Raw genomic sequence first — 21,733 nt, 5'->3', positions numbered from 1 at the left:
TCAGGGGAGGCGACGCACAGACGGCGCCAAGAGATTGTCATTTGTCCACGCACGTTGAACCGGCGGAAGAGCCACCACACGAGGCCGTGCTGAGCGCGGCGCTGGTGCGCGCATTGCATGCGCTGCTGCCGGACTCGGCCGTGGTCCGCGTTGGCTGGGATGACCCGCAGCTGGGCCGCGGACAGGGCGGCTGGCCGGCTGTCGCGGCGGCCGACGCGTTGACGGTGCCCGGCGTGGGCAACGGTTGCCATGGCTGGGAATATGACGGTGCCCGCCTGCAGTTGTCGGTCGAAGGTGCCGTGCCTTCAGCGGCGTGGTGGGGGCTGGCCCGGCAGGCCATGGAGCTGGCGCTGCAGCGCGGTCGCCAGGCCGGGCAGATCAAGGCGCTGGAAGAAGCTGAACGGCTGCAGCAGGCGCTGTTCCAGATCGCCGATCTGGCTGGCGCCGACCTCGAGATGTCGGAGATGCTGCGTCACGTGCACGGCGTGCTTGGCACGCTGATGTACGCGGAAAACTGCTACATCGTCGAGTACGACGATGTCCGCGACCAGATCCGCTTCCTGTACTTCGCCGACCAGGTCGATGACTTCGTCGCCGATCCGTCGCAGAGCCATGACGCCGATGAGATGCCGCGCAGCCTGACCGTGGCGTTGCTGCGCCACGGCAAGCCGCTCAGCGGCCCCTCGCGCGAGTTGCTGGCGCGCGTGGTCGAGCAGGAGCACGACCCGCAGCGTGGACCGGAGAGCCTGGACTGGCTGGGCGTGCCGATGCTGCGCGATGGCCGGGTATGCGGCGCCATCGTGGTGCAGAGCTATGAGCTGGCGGCCCGTTATGGCGAGGCCGAGCGGGCGCTGCTGGGTTTTGTCGCGCAGCACGTGCAGACCGCGATGGACCGGCGCCAGGCGCAGGTCCGGCTGGAACAGCAGGTGGAGCGGCGCACGCTGGAGCTGCAGCGTGCCAACCACAGCCTGCAGGATGAAGTGGCCGAGCGCCGCCGCGCAGAGCAGCTGCAGACCGCGCTGTACAACATCGCCGAGATGGCGATGTCGGCCGACAGCCTGGCCCAGTTCTACGGGCAGGTGCATGGCGTGGTCGGGCGCCTGCTTGACGCGCGCAATTTCTACATCGCGCTGGTGAACGGGGCCGGCAGCGGCCTGGACTTCGTCTACTCGGTGGACGAGCACAACGCCAGCCGTGCGCCACGCCCGTTCAGCCGCGGCCTGACCGAGTACGTGGTGCGCAACCGGCGTCCGTTGCTGGCTTCGCGGCAGCAGATCGACGCACTGCTGGCCAGCGGCGAAGTGCGCGAATCGGGCGCACGTTCGCATTGCTGGCTGGGTGTGCCGCTGCTGCGCGATGACGAGGTGGTCGGCGCGATCGTGGTGCAGAGCTACAGCGAGAACAGCACGTTCAGCGTGCACGATCAGCGCTTGTTGACCTTCGTTGCACAGAACATCGGAACCGGGCTGGCGCGCCAGCGCGACCAGCAGCAGCTGCGTTCGGCGCATGCCGAGCTGGAAAAGCGCGTGGAGGAACGTACCCGCGAGCTGGCCGAGGTCAACGAGAAGCTGCTCGGGCAGATCGGCGAGCGCCTGCGTGCCGAGCAGCGCCTGACCCATCAGGCCATGCACGATGCGCTGACCGGCCTGCCCAACCGCCTGCACCTGCTCGATCGCCTGCAGGATGCGCTGGCGCTGGCCAAGCGCGAGGGTGGGCCGGTGTTCGCCGTGCTGTTCCTCGACCTGGACCGCTTCAAGCTGGTCAACGACAGCATCGGCCACGCTGCCGGCGATCGCATGCTGGTGGAGGTGGCCAAGCGCATCGTATCGATGGCCGGCACCGATGACGTGGTGGCGCGGCTGGGCGGCGATGAGTTCGCGGTGCTGCTGCAGTGTCCGCAGGGGCTGGCACAGGCGCTGGAGTTCGGCCAGCGGCTGTTGCTGGCACTGCAGGAATCGATGTGGATCGCCGGGCGCGAACTGTTCCCGTCCGGCAGCCTGGGCATCGCCTTGTGGAACCCGCGCTACCGGACCGGTGAAGAACTGCTGCGCGACGCAGACGCGGCGATGTACCGGGCCAAGGCGCAGGGTCATGACCGCTGCGCGATCTTCGACGAAGACATGCGCGAAGAAGCGATGCGCAGCCTGGACCTGGAAGCGGATCTGCGGCGTGCGATCAACAACCGCGACTTCGTGCCGTTCTACCAGCCGATCGTGCGCCTGTCCGATGGCGAGGTGGTGGGGCACGAGGCCTTGCTGCGCTGGCAGCACGAGCGTCGTGGCCTGTTGCTGCCCGGGGCGTTCCTGGAGCTGGGCGAGGAAAGCGGCCTGATCGAGCAGGTCGACTGGCTGATCTACGAACAGGTCATCGCGGGACTGGCCGAAGGCGGCCGCGGCTATGTCTCGGTGAACGTATCGCCACGCCATTTCCGCTCGGCCGAGTTCAGTGGCCGCCTGTTCGGTCTGCTCGATGCATGCGGCGCCGACCCACACCGGCTGCGCCTGGAGATTACCGAGGTGGCGCTGCTGGATGATGGCCCGCACACGCTGCGCATCCTGCAGGGCCTGCGCGAGCGTGGCATCCAGGTGCAGCTGGACGATTTCGGTACCGGCTTCTCGGCGCTGTCCTACCTGCACCGCTTCCCGATCAGCACGTTGAAGATCGACCAGAGCTTCATCGCCGGCCTGCATGGGCCGGAAGTGCAGAGCACGCGCGCGCTGGTCGAGGGCGTGCTGTCACTGGCCCGCACCTTGGGCATCGAAACCATCGGCGAAGGCATCGAGACCGAAGCGCAGCGGCAGACGCTGCGCGAACTTGGTTGCGACTACGGCCAGGGCTACCTGCTGGGCCGCCCGGCGCCGTGGGACGGCGCGGTGGCCTGAGCCACCGCGCCGGGTCGCCTCAGCGCAGGGCGGAGCGACGCTTCTCGTCGATCCACTTGGAAGCCTGGGCCGGCTGATAGTTCTGCATCCACTCCAGCATTTCCTCGATGTCCGAGCCGTACCACAGGTCCTGGCGCTGGTCCGGATGCAGGAAGCGCTCTTCCACCATGCGATCGATCATGCCGATCAGCGGGGCGTAGAAGCCTTCCACGTCGAGGAAGGCGCATGGCTTGTTGCCGATGCCCAGCTGGCGCCAGGTCAGCATCTCGAAGATCTCTTCCATGGTGCCGAAGCCGCCGGGCAGGGCGACGAAGCCATCGGCGAGGTCGAACATGCGCGACTTGCGCTCATGCATCGAACCGACGATCTCCAGTTCGGTCAGGCCGCGGTGGGCCACTTCCCAGTCGGCCAGCTGGCGCGGGATCACGCCGGTCACCTCCCCGCCGGCGGCGAGCACGGCATTGGCCACGGTTCCCATCAGGCCGACGTTGCCGCCGCCATACACCAGGCGCAGGCCGTCACGGGCGATGCGATCACCCAGGGCAATGGCGCGTTCGGTGTAGGCCGGCTTGCTGCCAGCGTTGGAACCACAGTACACACAGATCGATTTCATGGATCTTCCTGTCTCTTGGCCGGAAACGAAAACGCCCCGTCGCCAACCGCAGGGCGGTCAGGGACGGGGTGTCGGTGGATTATGAGGCCTTGACAGGCCTTCTGTAGAGCCGAGCCACGCTCGGCTGCGCTTCGTTCAGATCGCGGCAAAGGCTGAGTCGAGCATGGCTCGACTCTACAAACGCCAAGCAGGCTTACGCGGCAGCCGCCTGTTCGCGACGCGGGCCTTCACGCAGGGCGCGGCCCACCATGCCGACCAGCAGGTCCAGCTCATCGCTGTCCATGCCGAAGTGCGGGGTGAAGCGCAGCGAATTCTCGCCGCCGTGGATCACGTTGATGCCGTGCTGGCGCAGCCATTCCTCGGTGGAATTGGCGCCGTAGCACTTGAACTGCGGGGCCAGCTCGCAGGAGAACAGCAGGCCGGTGCCCTGCACCTTGGTGATCAGGCCACCCAGTTCGCTCTTGAGCTGTTCCAGCTTGCGCACGGCCTCGGCACCGCGTTCGGCGATGTTGGCACGCACCTGCGGGGTCAGCTGCGCCAGGGTGGCACAGGCCACGTCCAGCGCGCGTGGGTTGCTGGTCATGGTGTTGCCGTAGATGCCCTTGCGGTACAGCTGCGCGGCGTGCTCGGTCACCGCCAGCACCGACAGCGGGTACTGCGCGGCGTTGAGCGCCTTGGAGTAGGTCTCCATGTCCGGCGGATCCAGGCCTTCGAAGCCCGGGTAATCGACCACCGACAGCACGCCATGCGCGCGCAGACCAGCCTGGATCGAGTCCAGCAGCAGCAGGCTGCCGTGCGCACGGGTCAGCTCACGGGCCACGGCATAGAACGCCGGCGGCACCGAACGGCCCGGGTCGCCTTCGCCCATTACCGGTTCCAGGAACACCGCCTCGATGAACCACTGGTTGCGTGCGGCGTCCTCGAACACCTTGCGCAGGCCGGTCTCGTCGTACGGCGCCACGGTGATCACCGAATCCTCGCCGCGGTAGCTGGCCAGGTGCTGCATGTAGCTCTTGCGGCTGGAATCGGAATACAGGGCAGGGCGGTCGGTACGGCCATGGAAGCTGCCCTTGACCACCACGCGCTTGATCGTGGCGCCGGCGTGGCGCGCGCCCGGGTCGGTCTGCAGCTTGGCGTTGACGTCGGCGATGCGCGCGGCCAGGCCAACCGCCTCGGAGCCGGAATTCAGGCACATGAAGCGCGCGAACGGGCAGCCGCCACGGCGGTGGCCGATCTCGGTGCGCAGGGCCGCGATGAAGCGCTGCTGCGACAGGCTGGGGGTCATGATGTTGGCCATCACCTGTGGGCGTGCCATCGCCTCCAGCACGGCATCCGGGGTGTGCCCGAAGCCGAGCATGCCGTAGCCGCCGGCGTCGTACAGCACCGCGCCCTTCAGGGTGACCACCCAAGGGCCACGCGCGGCCAGCGCCACGTACGGGGTCACTGCATCATCGGCGTAGAAATTGACGAAGCCGTCCTGCATCGCGTCGATCTGCGCCTGTTCGTCCTGCGCCAGCAGCGGCCCCAGGTCGGCCTGCACGCGCGCGAACTCCTCGGCGGCGGCATCCACTGCGGCGATCAGCTGCGGGTGGCGGACGGACAGGGCGGTCAGGGTGGCGTCGTCCAGGCCGGTGGTGAGGCGGGTGCCGGGCTGGGTGCGCAGGGGGGCGAGGCGTTCGATGAAGCTCATTGCAGATCTCCTGAAACGATGGGTCGCACGGGCCTTCAAAAGCAAAACGCGCGTCAACGCGCGCTTGGGGCAGGCTCGTGCAGCGGACTTCCGACTCGATGCTAGCACTTGTTTTTTTGCGCGATAACCCCGCAAAAACCTGCTGCATAGCAGCATTTTGCGCGACGTTCGCCGCGAAGCACGCCGGCTCGCAGACGCTGGACGTACAATGCGCGCCATTGTCGACCTGTTGCCGCCCACTGCCTTGAAGAAGTCCGATTTCAACTACGACCTGCCGGCCGAACTGATCGCGCAGGCGCCCCTGGCCGAGCGTTCCGCCAGCCGCCTGCTGCTGGTGCCGCAAGCCCCCGCCGCGTTCACCGACCTGCAGGTGCGTGACCTTCCGTCGCTGCTGCAGCCGGGCGACCTGCTGGTGTTCAACGACACCCGGGTGATCCCGGCGCGCCTGTTCGGGCAGAAGGCCAGCGGCGGCCGCGTGGAGATCCTGATCGAGCGCTTGCTCGGCGGCCAGCAGGCCCGTGCCCAGGTGGGCGCCAGCAAGTCGCCGAAGGCCGGCAGCCGCATCGCGCTGGATGCCGGTGGCGAAGCCGAGGTGCTGGGCCGCGATGGCGAGTTCTACGTGCTGCAGTTCCACGTGCCCGAGTCGCTGGAGCAGTGGCTGCTGCATGCCGGCCGCCTGCCGCTGCCGCCGTACATCCAGCGCGAGCCGGGCGTGGACGACCGCGAGCGCTACCAGACCGTGTTCGCGCGTGAAGTGGGCGCGGTGGCGGCACCGACCGCGGGCCTGCATTTCGACGAACCGTTGCTGGCCGCACTGAAGGAAAAGGGCGTGGAGTTCGGCCACGTCACCCTGCACGTGGGCGCGGGCACCTTCCAGCCGGTGCGTGCCGAAGACCTGAAGGACCACGTGATGCACCGCGAGTGGCTGAATGTCGGTGCCGAACTGGTGCAGCAGGTGCGGCGCACGCGCGCCGCTGGCGGCCGCGTGATCGGCGTCGGCACCACCGTGGTGCGCGCGCTGGAAAGCGCGATGCGCGATGGCGAGCTGCTGCCGTTCGCCGGCGAGACGCAGATCTTCATCACCCCCGGCTACCGCATCCGCAGCGTGGACGCGATGGTGACCAACTTCCACCTGCCGGAAAGCACGCTGCTGATGATGATCTCCGCGTTTGCCGGCAAGGAGCGCGTGTTCGAGGCCTACCAGCACGCGATCGAGCAGCGCTACCGCTTCTTCAGCTACGGCGACGCGATGCTGCTGTTCCCGCAGGCGGGGTAGCGCGCCCCGGGAGGGCAGGGGCCCCCTGTGGGTGCGCACCTTGGTGCGCACGCCTTCTTGGGAGACAATAGGCAACTATTTGCCCCAATGACCGCTCCATGTCCCGACTGCAGTTCCAGCTCCAGACCCGCGACGGCCGTGCCCGCCGTGGCCGCCTGACCTTCCCGCGTGGCACGGTGGAAACGCCGGCCTTCATGCCGGTGGGGACCTATGGCTCGGTCAAGGGCATCCTGCCGGACCAGGTGCGCGCGCTGGGCGCCGAGATCATCCTCGGCAATACCTTCCACCTGTACCTGCGCCCGGGCCTGGACATCATCGCCGACCACGGCGGCCTGCACGGCTTCTGCCGCTGGGATGGCCCGATCCTGACCGACTCCGGCGGCTTCCAGGTGTTCTCGCTGGCGCACCGCCGCAAGATCACCGAGCAGGGCGTGACCTTCGCCTCGCCGACCGACGGCGCACGGGTCTTCCTCGGTCCCGAGGAGAGCATGAAGATCCAGAAGGTGCTCGATTCGGACATCGTGATGATCTTCGACGAATGCACCCCGTACCCGGCCACCGAGGACGTTGCCCGCCGTTCGATGGAGTTGAGCCTGCGCTGGGCGCAGCGCAGCCGCAACGCGCATGACGAACTGGGCAACGACGCGGCCCTGTTCGGCATCGTCCAGGGCGGCGTGCATACCGACCTGCGCAGCCGCTCGGCCGATGCCCTGCAGGCGATCGGCTTCGACGGCTACGCCATCGGCGGCCTGGCCGTGGGCGAGCCGGAGCACGAGCGCAACGCCATGCTCGACCACCTGGACCCGGAGCTGCCGGGCGACCGCCCGCGCTACCTGATGGGCGTGGGCCGGCCGGAGGACCTGGTCGAGGGTGTCGCACGTGGCGTGGACATGTTCGATTGCGTGATGCCGACCCGCAACGCCCGCAACGGCCACTATTTCACCTCGTTCGGCACCGTCCGCATCCGCAACTCCCAGTACGCGCGCGACATGGACCCGATCGAGCCGGGTTGTGGCTGCGTGGCCTGCACCGGCGGCTACACCCGTTCCTACCTGCGCCACCTGGACCGCTGCAACGAGATGCTGGCGCCGATGCTGGGCACCCTGCACAACCTGTTCTACTACGAAAAGCTGATGGCCGACATCCGCGCGGCGATCGAGGCGGGAACCTTCCTGGCCTTCCGTGAGTCCTTCTACGCGGCACGCGGGGCGGTGGCCCCGCCGCTGTAACCCGAACGCCCCCTGCCAAACGGCCCAAGGACGAACGCCCGGGGCCGTGGCATACTTCAAGGCTGACCCAGATCCGCGGTCGACACCCCCGTCCCTGAAGGGACGGGAGCGCCGCCCAACCAAAGGACCAACGATGAACCTGCTTGCTTTCCTGATTCCCGCCGCCCACGCCCAGGCCGCCGGCGGCCAACCGCAGGGCATGGGCCTGACCACGCTGCTGTTCCCGATCATCCTGATCGCCATCATGTACTTCCTGATGATCCGCCCGCAGATGAAGCGGCAGAAGGAACACAAGTCCATGCTGGAGAAGATCAAGCGTGGCGACGAAGTGCTGACCAACGGTGGCATCGCCGGCAAGGTCACCGACATCGGCGACAACTTCATCACCATCGAAGTGGCCGAGAACGTGCGCATCCGCGTGCAGAAGGGCGCTGTCGGCAGCGTGCTGCCGACCGGCACCCTGGATTCGGCCAAGTAAGCCACTCCCTTTCCGAAGCACAACCGCGGCGCCGGGGATGGCGCCGCGCGGGACCCAAGCAATGCTCGAATTTCCACGCTGGAAGTACGTCGTCATCCTGATCGTACTGGCGCTCAGTGCGCTGTACGCGCTGCCCAACATCTACCAGAAGGACCCGGCCATCCAGATCACCGCCAACCGTGGCGGGCAGATCGACGATGCGCTGCGCGTCCGTGTGCTGGCCGACCTGAAGAAGGCCGGGGTCACTGCCATCGGTGCCGAAAAGGAAGGGGAAAGCCTGATCGTCCGCCTGCCGGACCTGAAGTCGCAGTCTGCGGCCAGCGATGCCCTGCGCGACACCGTCGGCGAGAAGTACACGGTGGCCCTGAACCTGGCCTCGACCGTGCCGGACTGGCTGGCCCGGCTGGGCGGTCGCCCGATGGTGCTCGGCCTGGACCTTCAGGGTGGCGTGCACTTCGTGCTGCAGGTCGACCAGAAGGCCGCCCTCGACAAGCGCCTGGATGCCTACACCGAAGACGTGCGCGGCACCCTGCGTGACGCCCGCATCGCCTACCAGTCGGTGGAGCGCCGTGCGGACAACAGCATCGTGGCCAACCTGAGCCCGTCCGCCGGTGACGACGCCGCGCAGCGTGCCCGTGCCGCCCTGGTCAAGGCACAGCCGACGCTCGGCTATGACGTCAGCGGCAACCGCATCACGGTCACCGTGCCGGAGACCGAGATCACGCAGATCGCCAACGGCGCCATCGAGCAGAACATCAACACCCTGCGCAACCGCGTGAACCAGCTCGGCGTGGCCGAGCCGATCATCCAGCGCCAGGGTGCCGACCGTGTGGTCGTGCAGCTGCCGGGCGTGCAGGACACCGCCGAAGCCAAGCGCATGATCGGCGCCACCGCCACCCTGGAGTACCGCGCGGTGGTCGAGGGCAATGCGCAGGACGCCATCAATTCCGGCCGCATCCCGCCGGAAGCGAAGGTCTACCAGCAGCGTGATGGCCGCGGCCCGATCCTGCTGAACAAGCGCGTGATCGTCACCGGTGACCAGATGGTCGGCGCGCAGGCGGTGACCGATTCGAACAGTGGCTCCCCGGCCGTCAGCGTGACGCTGAACAATGTCGGCGGCCAGCGCATGTTCGACTTCACCAGCGCCAACGTGAACAAGCCGATGGCGGTGGTCTACACCGAACGCGTGCCGACCGTGACCGTCGTCGACGGCCAGGAAGTGCGTGGCTTCAAGGTCAACGAGGAAGTGATCTCGGTGGCCAACATCAACGGCGTGTTCGGCAAGAACTTCCAGACCACCGGCCTGCAGAAGAAGGAAGCCGAGGACCTGGCCAAGCTGCTGAAGTCCGGCTCGCTGGCCGCGCCGATGGACTTCGTCGAAGAGCGCGTGGTCGGCCCGAGCCTGGGCGCCGAGAACGTCAAGAACGGCATGCGCGCGGTGGTGTTCGCGTTCCTGTTCACCCTGGTGTTCTTCAGCATCTACTACCGCATGTTCGGTGTGATCACCTCGGCGGCGATGCTGTTCAACCTGCTGATCGTGGTGGCGGTGATGTCGCTGTTCGGCGCCACCATGACCCTGCCGGGCTTCGCCGGCCTGGCGTTGTCGGTGGGCCTGTCGGTGGACGCCAACGTGCTGATCAACGAGCGTATCCGTGAAGAACTGCGCGCCGGCGTGCCGGGCAAGACCGCGATCGTGACCGGTTACGAGCGTGCCTCGGGCACCATCCTCGACGCCAACCTGACCGGCCTGATCGTCGGCGTGGCGCTGTTCGCATTCGGTACCGGTCCGCTGAAGGGCTTCGCGCTGACCATGATCATCGGTATTTTCGCCTCCATGTTCACTGCGATCACCGTGTCGCGTGCGCTGGCGACGCTGATCTACGGCCGTCGCAAGAAGCTCCAGAACGTGGCCATCTGACGGGACGACACGCACAATGAAACTGTTTCCGCTGCACATCCTCCCGAACGACACCAAGATCGACTTCATGCGCTGGCGCCATGTCGCCATGGCAGTCACCATCGTGGTGTTCCTGGCCTCGGTCGCCATCATCGGCATCAAGGGCTTCAACTACGCACTGGACTTCACCGGCGGCACCCTGATCGAAACGCGTTTCGAGAAGGCCGTGGACGTCGAGCAGGTCCGCGCCAAGCTGGAGCAGAACGGCTTCGACGGTGCCCAGGTGCAGAGCGTCGGTGGCAATACCGACCTGCTGATCCGCCTGGCGCCGCACGGCGAGCATGCGCCGGGCACCGGTGATGCCGCTGCCGAGGACAAGGCCACCGCCGCGGCCGTGGTGAAGGTGCTGTCCAGCGCCGACAACCAGGCCACGGTGATGAGTACCGCATTCGTCGGCCCGCAGATCGGCAAGGACCTGGCGAAGAACGGCCTGTACGCCACCATTTTCATGCTGGCCGGCTTCCTGATCTACATCGCGGTGCGCTTCGAATGGAAGTTCGCGGTCACCGCCAGCATCGTGGCGATGTTCGACCTGATCGTGACGGTCGCCTACGTGTCCCTGCTGGGCCGTGAGTTCGACCTGACCGTGCTGGCCGGCCTGCTGTCGGTGATGGGCTTTGCGATCAACGACATCATCGTGGTGTTCGACCGCGTCCGCGAGAACTTCCGCAGCCTGCGCGTGGACTCGATGGAGGTGCTGAACCGTTCGATCAACCAGACGCTGTCGCGTACGGTGATCACCGCGGTGATGTTCTTCCTGTCGGCGCTTGCCCTGTACCTGTACGGCGGTGCGTCGATGGAAGGCCTGGCCGAGACGCACATGATCGGTGCGGTGATCGTGGTGCTGTCCTCGATCCTGGTCGCGGTGCCGATGCTGACGATCGGCTTCCTGCGCGTCAGCAAGCAGGACCTGCTGCCGAAGGCGAAGGACGTCGAGGCCCTGGCCCGTCGCCCGTAAGCATCTGCTGCATGCGGCACACAGAGAACCCCGCGCAAGCGGGGTTTTTTGTGTGCAGGGCTTGCAGCCCTGCACCCGCGGTAGTGCCGGCCGCTGGCCGGCAACAGCAACAGCAACAGCAACAGAGTGCATTCCGTGGTTGGGCGGGACGGTGTCGGAGTGCGGGGACGCCGCAAGTACGTCCGTGTAGGCTCGGTCGCCGCATCCATGCGGCTGACACCCCGCACTCCGACACCGCCCCGTCTCTGACAGATTCCTGCGGCTGTTGGTAGGTGTCGACCTTGGTCGACACATCTGTCAGATATCGATAATCAGACTGGAATCAGATCTACCGTGTCGACCAAGGTCGACACCCACCAGAGAAGAATGCTGTCCCGACAGGTCGCGGAAATCTGTCGAAGGCGGGGTGGGTCCGGTTGCGGGGGCGTGAGCCGCATGGATGCGGCGACCGAGCTTACATGGACGTACTTGCAGCGCCCCCCGCAACCGGATCCACCCCGCCAACCCACAGGAACCCCGCTTTTGACGCTGCTGTTGAGGTTGCCGGCCAGCGGCCGGCACTACCGCGTGTGCAGGGTGCAGCCCTGCAAAGAGAAACCCCACCCTACGCCAGCGTCGGTTGTGCAATCGTCCCCCGCGCACTACGATCCTGCGGTTCGCGCGCGCCGGCGCGCGCCCGTATTCCTGCTGAGCGCCCCGTGCGCCGCATCTGCCAACCCGAGGTATCCATGGTCATCAAACCGCGCGTCCGCGGCTTCATCTGCGTCACCACCCACCCGACCGGCTGCGAGGCCGCGGTCAAGCAGCAGATCGACTACATCCGCGCGCGCCCACCGATCCAGAACGGTCCCAAGCGGGTGCTGGTGATCGGTGCCTCGACCGGCTACGGCCTGGCCGCGCGCATCACCGCTGCCTTTGGCAGTGGCGCCGCCACCCTCGGCATCTTCTTCGAACGGCCGGGCAGCGAGACCAAGCCGGGCACGGCGGGCTGGTACAACTCGGCTGCGTTCCACAAGTACGCCGACGAAGCCGGCCTGTATGCCAAGAGCATCAACGGCGATGCCTTCTCCGATGAAGTGAAGGCGAAGACCATCGAAATGATCAAGGCCGATCTCGGCCAGGTCGACCAGGTTGTCTACAGCCTGGCGGCGCCGCGCCGCAAGCATCCGAAGACCGGCGAGATCATCAGCTCCTCGCTGAAGCCGATCGGCGAGCCGATCACCCTGCGTGGCCTGGATACCGACAAGGAAGTGCTGACCGAGACCCACCTGCAGCCGGCTACCCCGGAAGAGATCGCCGGTACCGTCGCGGTGATGGGCGGCGAAGACTGGCAGATGTGGATCGACGCGCTCGCCGATGCCGGCGTGCTGGCCAACGGCTGCACCACCACCGCCTTCACCTACGTGGGCGAAGAGATCACCCAGGCGATCTACTGGAATGGCTCGATCGGTGCGGCCAAGAAGGACCTGGACACCAAGGTGCTGGGCCTGCGCGAGAAGCTGGCCAAGATCGGTGGCGATGCACGCGTATCGGTGCTGAAGGCGGTGGTGACCCAGGCCAGCTCGGCCATTCCGACCATGCCGCTGTACCTGTCGCTGCTGTTCAAGGTGATGAAGGAAAAGGGCACCCACGAAGGCTGCATCGAACAGCTGGACGTGCTGTACGACATCCTCTACGGCGGCAAGGCCGACGGCGTGGCGATCGATCGCCTGCGCCACGACCTGGTCGATGGCGATGGCCGCACCGTTGCGCTGATCGATGAGGAAGGCCGCCTGCGCGCCGATTACAAGGAAATGGCCGCAGATGTGCAGGGCAGGGTGGTCGCGCTGTGGCCGCAGGTGACCAACGAGAACCTGTACGAGATCAGCGATCTGGCCGGCTACAAGGCCGACTTCCTGCGCCTGTTCGGCTTCGGCTTGGAGGGCGTGGACTACGAGGCCGACGTCAATCCGGACGTGAAGATCGAAAATCTGGTCGACATGACCTGATCAACGAAAAGGCCGGCGAACGCCGGCCTTCTCGTTTGTGTAGAGCCGAGCCATGCTCGGCTGCTCTTCGCTTGAGTCCCGCAGCCGAGCGTGGCTCGGCTCTACAGAGAGGCGTCACCCGAACTCGAAGCCCATCTCCGGCAGCGCCGGGCCGACGAAGTCGCCCTGCACGTAATCCACGCCGGCACTGAACAGCAGCGTCATCGAGTTGGCATCGCTGACGAACTCGGCAATGGTGCGGATACCCGCTTCCTGTGCGCGCGCGGTGATCTGGCTGATGCGGTCGATGTTCTCGCGCGTGGCGGCCAGGTCGCTGGTGAAGCCCCGGTCCAGCTTGAGGAACTGCGGCTGGAAGTGGGCCAGCAGCTGGAATGAATCCAGCCCCGAACCGAACTGCTCCAGGCCGATGCGGCAGCCCAGCGGCGCCACTTCGGCTAGGAACTGCTGCGCACTGCGCAGGTGGGTGAAAACCTTCGCTTCCGGCGCATGCAGCCACAGCCGTTCGCCGGGCACGCCCTGTGCCTGCAGTTCGCGGCGCAGCGTGGCGATCATCTGCGGGTCCTCGAACGATTCCGGCGTCACCTTCACCAGCACCTGGGTGGCGTTGCCTTCGCGTGCCCGCTGGCCGAGCACCGCGATGGCCTGCGAGACCACCCAGCGATTGATGTCGGCCAGCAGGCCGTGTTCCTCGGCGATGCCCAGGAACGCGGTCGGGCTCAGCAGCTCGCCATTGTTCTCCAGGCGCAGGTAGGCCTCGTACAGCTCCAGTGGCTCGCCCTGCAGGTTCAGCACCGGCTGGTAGTGAAGCTGGAAGCCGTCGCCGGCCAGCGCCTCGCGGATGCGCGCAACCCAGCGCTGTACGCGTTCTTCCTCGACACGGTCGGCGGCAGCCGGGTCGAAGATGCGGCAGGTGTTGCCCAGTTCGGCGGCGGCCTGGGTGCAGTCGCTGGCGCGCGCCAGCACCTGGCCGATGCTGGCGATCTTCTCGCCCACCTGCACGCCACCGATGCTGACCGTCACCGTGGCCGAGCGTGCGCCGATGCTGAAGACATGTGCGGCATAGGCTTCGCGGATGCGCTCGGCCAGCGCCACGGTCTGCGCGTAGGGCCCGGCCTGCAGCACGGCGAAATTGTGTTCGCCGAAGCGGGCCAGTTGCGCGTCCTCGCCGACCACCTCGGCCAGCAGGGCGGCGAGAGCGCCGATCAGGATGTCGGCCGACGCCAGGCCGATATCCGGCAGCAGGCGCGCGTAGTGGTCAGGCTCGATCAACAGCAGGCCGAACTGACCCTCGCTGCGCCCGGCCTGGGCCACCGCGCTTTCCAGCTGCAGCATGAAGGTCGGGCGATTGAGCAGGCCGGTGACCTGGTCGCGCTGGCGCAGGTCCTCGACCTCGCGTGCCAGCTCGGGGTCGAACTCCATGCGGCGGCGGAGCACCACCTGCAGGCAGGACTCGCCCTCGTAGGTGGCCGCGGCAAATTCCATCGTCGCCGGGAAGGAACTGCCGTCCTCGTGGCGCGCGTCGAGCTGGTACTGCGGCGGCGGCGCCTCGCCACGGCTGAGGCCTTTGAGCAGCTGTTTGAAGCCCTCCACGTGCTGGGCGGCGACCATGTCCAGCAGCGAAATGCCTTCGATGTCCTCGAAATGCTCGTAGCCGAACATCTCCAGATAGGCGTCGTTGGCGCGGATGTGCATGCCTTCATGCACATAGGCGATGGGGTCGCGCGAGGAGGCGATCAGCGCGTCGCAGCGGCGCTCGGTCTCGCGCATCTGCGCCTCGATCCGGCGCAGGCCGCGACGCGCCTGCAGGTCGACCCACTGGTCGCGGACCACGGCGAGCAGATGCTCGGGGCGCTGGCGCAGGGCGAGGGCGCGGATGCCATGGCTGCTGGCCTGCACCAGTTCGTCCTCGTCGATGCGCTCGGCCAGCAGCACCAGCGGGATGTCCTTGCCGCTGGCGGCGATGTGCTGGGCCGCCAGCTGCAGCGGGATGCCCTGCGAAGGCGAGGCCAGCACCAGGTCGATGGCCTGGCTGGCCAGCACCTGGGCCAGCTCGGCCGCATCCTGCGGACGCCACGGGCGTACCGCGATGCCGCTGTTGCGCAGGGTGCTGACGATGGCTTCGGCATTCTCGCCGCTGTCATCGACGATCAGCAGGCGGATGGTGATGTCGTTCGCGTTCTGCATGCACTGCTCCCCAATCTGCGAATCTAGATACACGATGCGCGGCGAACCGTCCATGCGCGCACCCCTGGCGCGCGTCGAACGGCGAAGTGGTTCACACCACGCCGCCCGCTGCGTGGCCGCTGGCCCAGGCCCATTGGAAGTTGTAGCCGCCCAGCCAGCCGGTCACGTCCAGCACCTCGCCAACGAAGTGCAGGCCGGGCACGCGCTTGGATTCCATCGTCGAGGATGACACTTCGGCGGTGTCCACGCCGCCCAGGGTGACCTCGGCGGTGCGGTAGCCTTCGGTGCCGCTGGCCACCAGCGGGAATGCGCCCAGCAGCTGCGCGGCCTGGCGCAGCACCGGCTCGTCCAGCTGGCGCACGGGCCGGTCGGGCAGCCAGTGCTCGCACAGGCGTTGCGCCAGCCGCTTCGGCAGTACCTCGCCCAGCACCGTGCGCAGCTCGGCGGCCGGGCGGTCGCGCTTCATCTGGCGCAACCACTCGCCGGCATCCTGGCCCGGCAACAGGTCCAGCTCCAGCGCATCGCCGGGCTGCCAGAACGACGAAATCTGCAGGATGGCCGGGCCGCTTACGCCACGGTGGGTCAGCAGCATGAAGTTCTGGAAACTCTTTCCGTTGCAGCGCGCCTCGATCGGCAGTGCGACGCCGCTGAGGTCGGCCAGCCGCTCCTGGTGCTTGCCGCTGAGGGTCAGCGGCACCAGCCCGGCGCGGGTCGGCAGTACCTGGTGGCCGAACTGGCGGGCCACCTCATAGCCAAAGCCGCTGGCCCCCATGCTGGGAATCGACAGGCCACCGGTGGCAACCACCAGCGAGGCGCAATGGAACAGGCCCTGGGTGGTGTGCACGCGGAAACCATCGCTGCCGCGCTCGATGCGCTGCACGCTGCACTCGGTACGGATCTGTACGCCGGCCGCCTGGCACTCGTCCACCAGCATCTTCACGATCTGCTTGGACGAGATATCGCAGAACAGCTGCCCCAGTTCCTTTTCGTGATAGGCGATGCCGTGCTTGTGCACCAGCTCGATGAAATGCCAGGGCGTGTAGCGGGCCAGCGCCGACTTGCAGAAGTGCGGGTTGGCCGACAGGAAGTTGGCCGGGGTGGTGCCGGTGTTGGTGAAGTTGCAGCGGCCACCGCCGGACATCAGGATCTTCTTGCCGACCTTGTTGGCATGGTCGATCACCTGCACCTGGCGGCCGCGCTGGCCGGCAGTGATCGCGGTCATCAGCCCGGCTGCGCCGGCACCGATGACCACCACATCGCAACGGATGGTGCTCATGCCTTGGCGCGCTTGCGCCAGTCCGGGATCACGTCGAGCTGGATCTGGTCGTTGAGCAGCTGCACTTCGCCGTCCTGGATCAGCACGCTCCAACGCATGGCACGCTGGATCTGCTGGCCCCAGCGCTCGACGAATTCGCCGTCCAGAGCGACCACCGAAAGATTGTCGAAGCGCGCCAGGCCCTTGCCCTGCTTGCTCCACCAGATCTCCGAGGCGTTGCCGCCGTAGTTGACCACCTGCACCTGGCGGCTGCGATTGCTGGCCTTGCGGATGCGCGATTCGTCCGGATGGCCCAGGTCGATCCACTGCAGGATGTCGCCGGTGTAGTCGTGTTCCCACAGATCGGGCTCGTCATCGGTACTCAGGCCGCGGCCGAACTCCAGGCGATCGCCGGCGTTCAGCGCGAAGGCGAGCAGGCGCACCATCAGGCGCTCGTCGGTCTCGGACGGATGCTGGGCCAGGGTCAGGTTGTGGGTCGCGTAGTAGCCGCGATCCATGTCGCTGATCTGCAGTTCGGCCTTGCGGATGGTGGCGGTAAGAGCCATGGGGGATCCGTGGACTAAAGAGGACAATGATAGAGGTTTGCTCCGGGGGTGTCCGTGGCCGGACTGTCTGCGCACCGTCAACGGTGGCACTCTTGCGCTCTTTCCCGTGGCCGGAGTGGACGCCATGAGCTTGCCCAGCCGGTTGCAGCTGCCGCCCGGCCCCTGGGCCACCCTGCTGGATGGCCTGTGTGCACGTTTTCCGCGCATCGCGCGCGCGCAATGGCAGGATCGCTTCGCGCGCGGCCGTGTGCTGGACGCACAGGGCAGGGCGCTCACTGCGGACATGCCCTGGCAGGTCGGGCTGGACATCCAGTACTTCCGCGAGGTGGCCGACGAACCGGTGATCCCCTTCACCGAAACCATCGTCCATCTGGATGCGCACCTGCTGGTGGCCGACAAGCCGCATTTCCTGCCGGTGACACCGGCGGGCGGGCATGTACGCGAGACGCTGCTGGCGCGGCTGGTCGCCCGCACCGGCAATGCCGATCTGGTGCCGCTGCACCGGCTGGATCGGCTGACGGCCGGGTTGGTGCTGTTCTCGACCCAGCGTGCGTCGCGCGATGCTTACCAGCGCCTGTTCCGTGAGCGGCGCATCGAAAAGACCTACGAGGCCTTGGCACCGGCGCTGCCGGGGCGGGAGTTTCCGCTGCAGCGGTACAGCCGCCTGGTGCCGGGCGAGCCGTTCTTCCGCATGGCCGAAGTGCCCGGCGAGGCCAATGCGCGCAGCCGGATCGAGCTGATCGAGGCCGAAGGGCCGATCTGGCGCTACCGGCTGCTGCCGGAAACCGGCCGCAAGCATCAGCTGCGCGTGCACATGGCCATGCTGGGGGCGCCGATCATGGGTGACGACCTGTACCCGCAGCTTCGGCAACGGGCACCGGACGTAGCCGAGGCGCCGCTGCAGCTGCTGGCGCGGGCCCTGGCTTTCGATGACCCGTTGAGTGGTGCACGACGGATGTTCAGCAGCGGCTGCAGCCTGAGCCTTCCGGCTTAGGGCGGCCAGGCGCTCAGCGGGCCGGGCGTCGCGCCAGCCAGCGGTCCAGCTCGGCGGCGAACAGCTGCCGGTCGCGGGGGCCCAGGGGCGGCGGTCCGCCGGTCTGGACCCCGGCGCCGCGCAGTTCCTCCATGAAATTGCGCATCGACAGTCGCTCGGCCATGTTGTTCGGTGTGTACAACTGGCCGCGCGGGTTCAGCGCGACGGCCTGCTTCTCCAGCACCAGCGCGGCCAGCGGGATGTCCTGGGTGACCACCAGGTCCCCCGCGGCGACCCGCTCGACGATGGCGCTGTCGGCCACGTCCAGCCCCTGCGGCACCTGGATCGAGCGCAGCCAGCGCGAGGGCGGGGTGCGGATCCACTGGTTGGCGACCAGGGTCAGTTCGATCCCGACCCGTTCAGCCGCACGGAACAGGATGTCGCGGATGACGGTGGGACAGGCGTCCGCATCCACCCAGATGCGGGGAGAGGCGTGTTCAGCGGGGGTTTCAGCTTCAGTCATTTACCCAGTGTAGGGTGGGAAAAACCTGAATGGGGACTCGGAGTTAGCCGCGAGAGGCTGCCAACCCTTGTCACGCCTAGCGGGTGACGTATTCCCATGAACGTCGGGGCTATCGCTTTTTGCAGAAAACACGCGTATCGTGCGACCCACTGTGTTTGCTAGGGTCACCGTGAATCGTGGCCTGGTGCAGTTGATCTCACGATCCGCTCATCGATCCGCTTTACCAACGCCTGCAACTCAGTCTCGGCCCCGATACCCGGTGGCTGCGATTTTTTTCAACATGTGTTTCAGGAGTTAGTAAAAATGTCTGAACGTCAGACCGGTACCGTCAAGTGGTTCAACGACGCCAAGGGCTTCGGCTTCATCACCCCGGAAAGCGGCCCGGACCTGTTCGTGCACTTCCGCGCGATCCAGGGCACCGGCTTCAAGACCCTGCAGGAAGGCCAGAAGGTTACCTTCATCGCCGTCCAGGGTCAGAAGGGCATGCAGGCTGACCAGGTGCAGGCGGTCTAATCCGTCTGCTACCGTTGGGTAGCCAGAACGCCGGAAGCGAAAGCTTCCGGCGTTTTTTATTGCCCGCCTTTTTCTTGTAGAGTCGAGCCATGCTGGACTGCGCCCAAAGACAGTCGAGCATGGCTCAACTCTACAAAGGACATGCAGCCGGCGCGGTACGATGCGCGTCTCCCCAAGGGATCACCCCCATGCGCATCGTCCACCACCTGGAAAACTCCCGTTCGCTGCGCGTGCTGTGGATGCTGGAGGAGCTGGGGTTGGACTACGAACTGCGCCGCTATCCGCGCGATCCGAAGACGCTGCTGGCGCCGCCGGAACTGCGCAACGTGCATCCGCTCGGCAAGTCGCCGGTACTGCAGGATGGTGAGCTGGTACTGGCCGAGTCCGGCGCGATCCTCGACTACCTCGCTGACCGTTACGACACGCAACGCCAGCTGTCGCCGTCACCGATGCCGGCCGACGGGGCCGAACGCATCGCTTACCGCTACTGGCTGCACTACGCCGAAGGCTCGGCGATGCCACCGTTGCTGCTGACCCTGGTGATGGGCCGCATACGCAACGCGCCGATGCCGTTCTTCGCGCGCCCGATCGCACGCAGCATTGCCGACAAGGCCGAGCGCGGCTTCATCGGCCCGCAGCGGCGCCTGCACCTGGACTGGATGGAGCGCCGCCTGGCCGAAAGCCCGTGGTTTGCCGGCGAGCGTTTCAGTGCGGCCGACATCCAGATGAGCTTCCCGATCCAGGCCGCTGCCGCGCGCGGTGGTGGCCTGGACGACAAACCGGCACTGCGTGGCTTCCTCAAGCGTATCGGTGAACGCCCGGCCTACCAGCGTGCCGAGGCCCACGGCGGCCACCTGCAGGCGCTCGGCGGCAATTGAGGAGGGCGGCCGTCGCCCTCATCTCCAGCACCATGGATACCGACACTCCCCGTTTCGACAACCGCCTGCTGCATACCCTGCCGGGCGACCCCGAATCCGGCCCGCGCAGGCGCGAAGTGCTGGGCGCCGCCTGGTCGCCCGTGATGCCGACCCCGGTGACGGCGCCCACGCTGTTGGCCTGGGCGCCGGACGTCGCCGAAATGCTTGGCTTCGATACCGCTGAAGTCGAAAGCGAAGGTTTCGCGCAGGTATTCGGCGGCAATGCGCTGTACGCCGGCATGCAACCGTGGGCAGCCAACTACGGTGGCCATCAGTTTGGCCACTGGGCCGGCCAGCTCGGCGACGGGCGTGCGATTTCGCTGGGTGAGCTGGTTGCGCCGGATGGCCAGCACTGGGAGCTGCAGTTGAAGGGGGCCGGGCCAACGCCGTACTCGAGGGGGGCCGATGGACGGGCAGTGCTGCGCTCATCGATCCGCGAATTCCTGTGCAGCGAGGCGATGCATCACCTTGGCGTGCCGACTACGCGCGCGTTGTCACTGGTCGGCACCGGTGAGGACGTGGTGCGCGACATGTTCTATGACGGCCATCCGCGTGCCGAGCCAGGCGCCATCGTATGCCGGGTCTCGCCGTCGTTCCTGCGCTTCGGTTCGTTCGAACTGCCGGCCTCGCGCGGTGAAACCGCCCTGCTGCAGCAGCTGGTGGATGCCTGCATCGCCCGCGACTTCCCCGAACTGCAAGGGCAGGGCGAGGCGCTGTACGGCGACTGGTTCGCGCAGATCGCGGTGCGCACGGCCGAGATGATCGCGCACTGGATGCGTGTCGGCTTCGTGCACGGCGTGATGAACACCGACAACCTGTCCGTGCTCGGTGTGACGCTGGATTACGGCCCCTATGGCTGGGTCGAGGACTTCGATCCGGACTGGACGCCGAACACCACCGACGCCCAGGGGCGCCGCTACCGCTTCGGCACCCAGCCGCAGGTGGCGTACTGGAACCTGAGCCGATTGGCGCAGGCGCTGTCGCCGCTGTTCGCCGATGTCGCACCGCTGCAGGCAGGCCTGGCGGCTTACCAGTCCACGTTCGTGGCCTGCACGCGTCGCGATGCTGCAGCGAAGCTGGGGCTGGCTGCTGCCGACGATGATGACCTGCAGCTCTACCAGCGCTGGCAACAGCTGATGCAGGAGGGCGCAATGGACATGACCCTGGCTTGGCGCGCACTGATGCGCATCGACCCGGCGGCAGCAGATGCGACGGTTCTGGACGCGGTGTACTACGACGAGGCGCGGCGACAGGCAGTGCAGGCACCGCTGCAGCACTGGCTGCAGGACTACGCAGCGCGCCTGCGCCGCGATCCGCTGGCGGCCAGCGAACGCCAGGCGAAGATGGCAGCGGCCAACCCGCTGTACGTGCTGCGCAACTGGCTGGCCCAGGAAGCGATCGACCGCGCAGAGCAGGGGGATCTCGGCGGCGTCCATGCACTGCAGGACGTGCTGCGCGACCCGTACACCGAGCGTGCCGGCCTGGAACACTTCGCTGGCAAGCGCCCGGCGTGGGCCGACAATCGCGCCGGTTGCTCGATGCTGTCCTGCAGTTCCTGAGGGTGGGTTTCGGCAGGGCTGCGCCCTGCACCTGCGGAGGCCAGATCAACAGCCAGAGCAAAAGCGGATTCCGTGGTTTGGCGGGGCGGTGTCGGAGTGCGGGGACGCTGCAAGTACGTCCCTGTAAGCTTGGCAGCCGCATCCATGCGGCTGACACCCCGCACTCCGACAC

At 67.0% G+C, this 21,733-nt stretch carries 17 protein-coding genes; 11 read left to right on the top strand and 6 right to left on the bottom strand.

Going from position 1 to position 21,733, the window contains the following annotated elements; all coding sequences use genetic code 11:
* The first annotated feature begins 41 nt into the window (after nt 1–41).
* Complete coding sequence (locus VG561_RS20485; protein ID WP_262094215.1) at nt 42–2,882, top strand: EAL domain-containing protein; 2,841 nt, start codon at nt 42–44, stop codon at nt 2,880–2,882.
* Nucleotides 2,883–2,901: 19 nt separating this feature from the next.
* Here the strand turns inward: VG561_RS20485 and VG561_RS20480 are convergent, their stop codons facing one another.
* Nucleotides 2,902–3,495, bottom strand: coding sequence for a TIGR00730 family Rossman fold protein (locus VG561_RS20480; protein WP_014036864.1), 594 nt, complete (start codon nt 3,493–3,495; stop codon nt 2,902–2,904).
* A gap of 193 nt (nt 3,496–3,688) precedes the next feature.
* Nucleotides 3,689–5,185, bottom strand: a complete 1,497-nt coding sequence (locus VG561_RS20475; RefSeq protein ID WP_142234598.1) for an aminotransferase class III-fold pyridoxal phosphate-dependent enzyme — start codon at nt 5,183–5,185, stop codon at nt 3,689–3,691.
* Between the two features lie 208 nt (nt 5,186–5,393).
* Between VG561_RS20475 and queA the strand changes: the two genes are divergently transcribed.
* The 6 genes from queA (at nt 5,394) to fabV (ending at nt 13,071) form a co-directional block, all read left to right on the top strand.
* Nucleotides 5,394–6,461: a tRNA preQ1(34) S-adenosylmethionine ribosyltransferase-isomerase QueA gene (queA, locus tag VG561_RS20470; protein WP_014646825.1), complete on the top strand. Its 1,068-nt coding sequence runs from the start codon at nt 5,394–5,396 to the stop codon at nt 6,459–6,461.
* Between the two features lie 98 nt (nt 6,462–6,559).
* Nucleotides 6,560–7,690 carry a tRNA guanosine(34) transglycosylase Tgt gene (tgt, locus tag VG561_RS20465; RefSeq protein ID WP_014646826.1) on the top strand — a complete coding sequence of 377 codons (1,131 nt, stop codon included), beginning with the start codon at nt 6,560–6,562 and terminating at the stop codon, nt 7,688–7,690.
* 133 nt (nt 7,691–7,823) lie between these two features.
* Nucleotides 7,824–8,168 carry a preprotein translocase subunit YajC gene (gene yajC / locus VG561_RS20460; protein ID WP_014036867.1) on the top strand — a complete coding sequence of 115 codons (345 nt, stop codon included), beginning with the start codon at nt 7,824–7,826 and terminating at the stop codon, nt 8,166–8,168.
* 61 nt (nt 8,169–8,229) lie between these two features.
* On the top strand, nt 8,230–10,086 hold the full coding sequence (gene secD / locus VG561_RS20455; RefSeq protein ID WP_241886701.1) for a protein translocase subunit SecD: 1,857 nt from the start codon (nt 8,230–8,232) through the stop codon (nt 10,084–10,086).
* Nucleotides 10,087–10,102: 16 nt separating this feature from the next.
* Nucleotides 10,103–11,083, top strand: coding sequence for a protein translocase subunit SecF (gene secF / locus VG561_RS20450; RefSeq protein ID WP_014646828.1), 981 nt, complete (start codon nt 10,103–10,105; stop codon nt 11,081–11,083).
* A 728-nt stretch (nt 11,084–11,811) separates the two neighbouring features.
* On the top strand, nt 11,812–13,071 hold the full coding sequence (gene fabV, locus VG561_RS20445) for an enoyl-ACP reductase FabV (RefSeq protein WP_262094214.1): 1,260 nt from the start codon (nt 11,812–11,814) through the stop codon (nt 13,069–13,071).
* Nucleotides 13,072–13,185: 114 nt separating this feature from the next.
* Here fabV and VG561_RS20440 read toward each other — a convergent pair whose 3' ends face one another.
* From VG561_RS20440 to VG561_RS20430, 3 genes are all read right to left on the bottom strand, one after another.
* Nucleotides 13,186–15,255, bottom strand: a complete 2,070-nt coding sequence (locus tag VG561_RS20440) for an EAL domain-containing response regulator (protein WP_197621109.1) — start codon at nt 15,253–15,255, stop codon at nt 13,186–13,188.
* A 91-nt stretch (nt 15,256–15,346) separates the two neighbouring features.
* A complete protein-coding gene (locus VG561_RS20435; RefSeq protein ID WP_262094213.1) occupies nt 15,347–16,531 on the bottom strand; it encodes an NAD(P)/FAD-dependent oxidoreductase in 1,185 nt (394 codons plus the stop codon).
* Nucleotides 16,528–17,076, bottom strand: coding sequence for a YaeQ family protein (locus tag VG561_RS20430; protein ID WP_014646832.1), 549 nt, complete (start codon nt 17,074–17,076; stop codon nt 16,528–16,530). The genes VG561_RS20435 and VG561_RS20430 overlap by 4 nt, the downstream gene beginning before the upstream one ends.
* A 124-nt stretch (nt 17,077–17,200) precedes the next feature.
* Between VG561_RS20430 and VG561_RS20425 the strand changes: the two genes are divergently transcribed.
* Entirely contained in the window at nt 17,201–18,070 is an 870-nt protein-coding gene (locus VG561_RS20425) for a pseudouridine synthase (protein ID WP_126411965.1), read from the top strand.
* A gap of 13 nt (nt 18,071–18,083) precedes the next feature.
* Here VG561_RS20425 and VG561_RS20420 read toward each other — a convergent pair whose 3' ends face one another.
* A complete protein-coding gene (locus VG561_RS20420) occupies nt 18,084–18,572 on the bottom strand; it encodes a YaiI/YqxD family protein (RefSeq protein WP_014646834.1) in 489 nt (162 codons plus the stop codon).
* A 303-nt stretch (nt 18,573–18,875) separates the two neighbouring features.
* Here VG561_RS20420 and VG561_RS20415 point away from each other — a divergent pair, with 303 nt between their 5' ends.
* From VG561_RS20415 to VG561_RS20405, 3 genes are all read left to right on the top strand, one after another.
* Entirely contained in the window at nt 18,876–19,085 is a 210-nt protein-coding gene (locus tag VG561_RS20415) for a cold-shock protein (RefSeq protein WP_005416210.1), read from the top strand.
* 188 nt (nt 19,086–19,273) lie between these two features.
* On the top strand, nt 19,274–19,963 hold the full coding sequence (locus VG561_RS20410) for a glutathione S-transferase family protein (protein ID WP_014646835.1): 690 nt from the start codon (nt 19,274–19,276) through the stop codon (nt 19,961–19,963).
* 32 nt (nt 19,964–19,995) lie between these two features.
* Complete coding sequence (locus VG561_RS20405) at nt 19,996–21,561, top strand: protein adenylyltransferase SelO (RefSeq protein ID WP_134967155.1); 1,566 nt, start codon at nt 19,996–19,998, stop codon at nt 21,559–21,561.
* Nucleotides 21,562–21,733 lie beyond the last annotated feature (172 nt).

It is taken from the genome of Stenotrophomonas sp. CASM110 (assembly GCF_049384345.1).
Classification (GTDB): domain Bacteria; phylum Pseudomonadota; class Gammaproteobacteria; order Xanthomonadales; family Xanthomonadaceae; genus Stenotrophomonas; species Stenotrophomonas muris.
The sequence above is the reverse complement of the archived record's forward strand: the minus strand, read 5'-3'. Positions and strand labels throughout refer to the sequence as shown.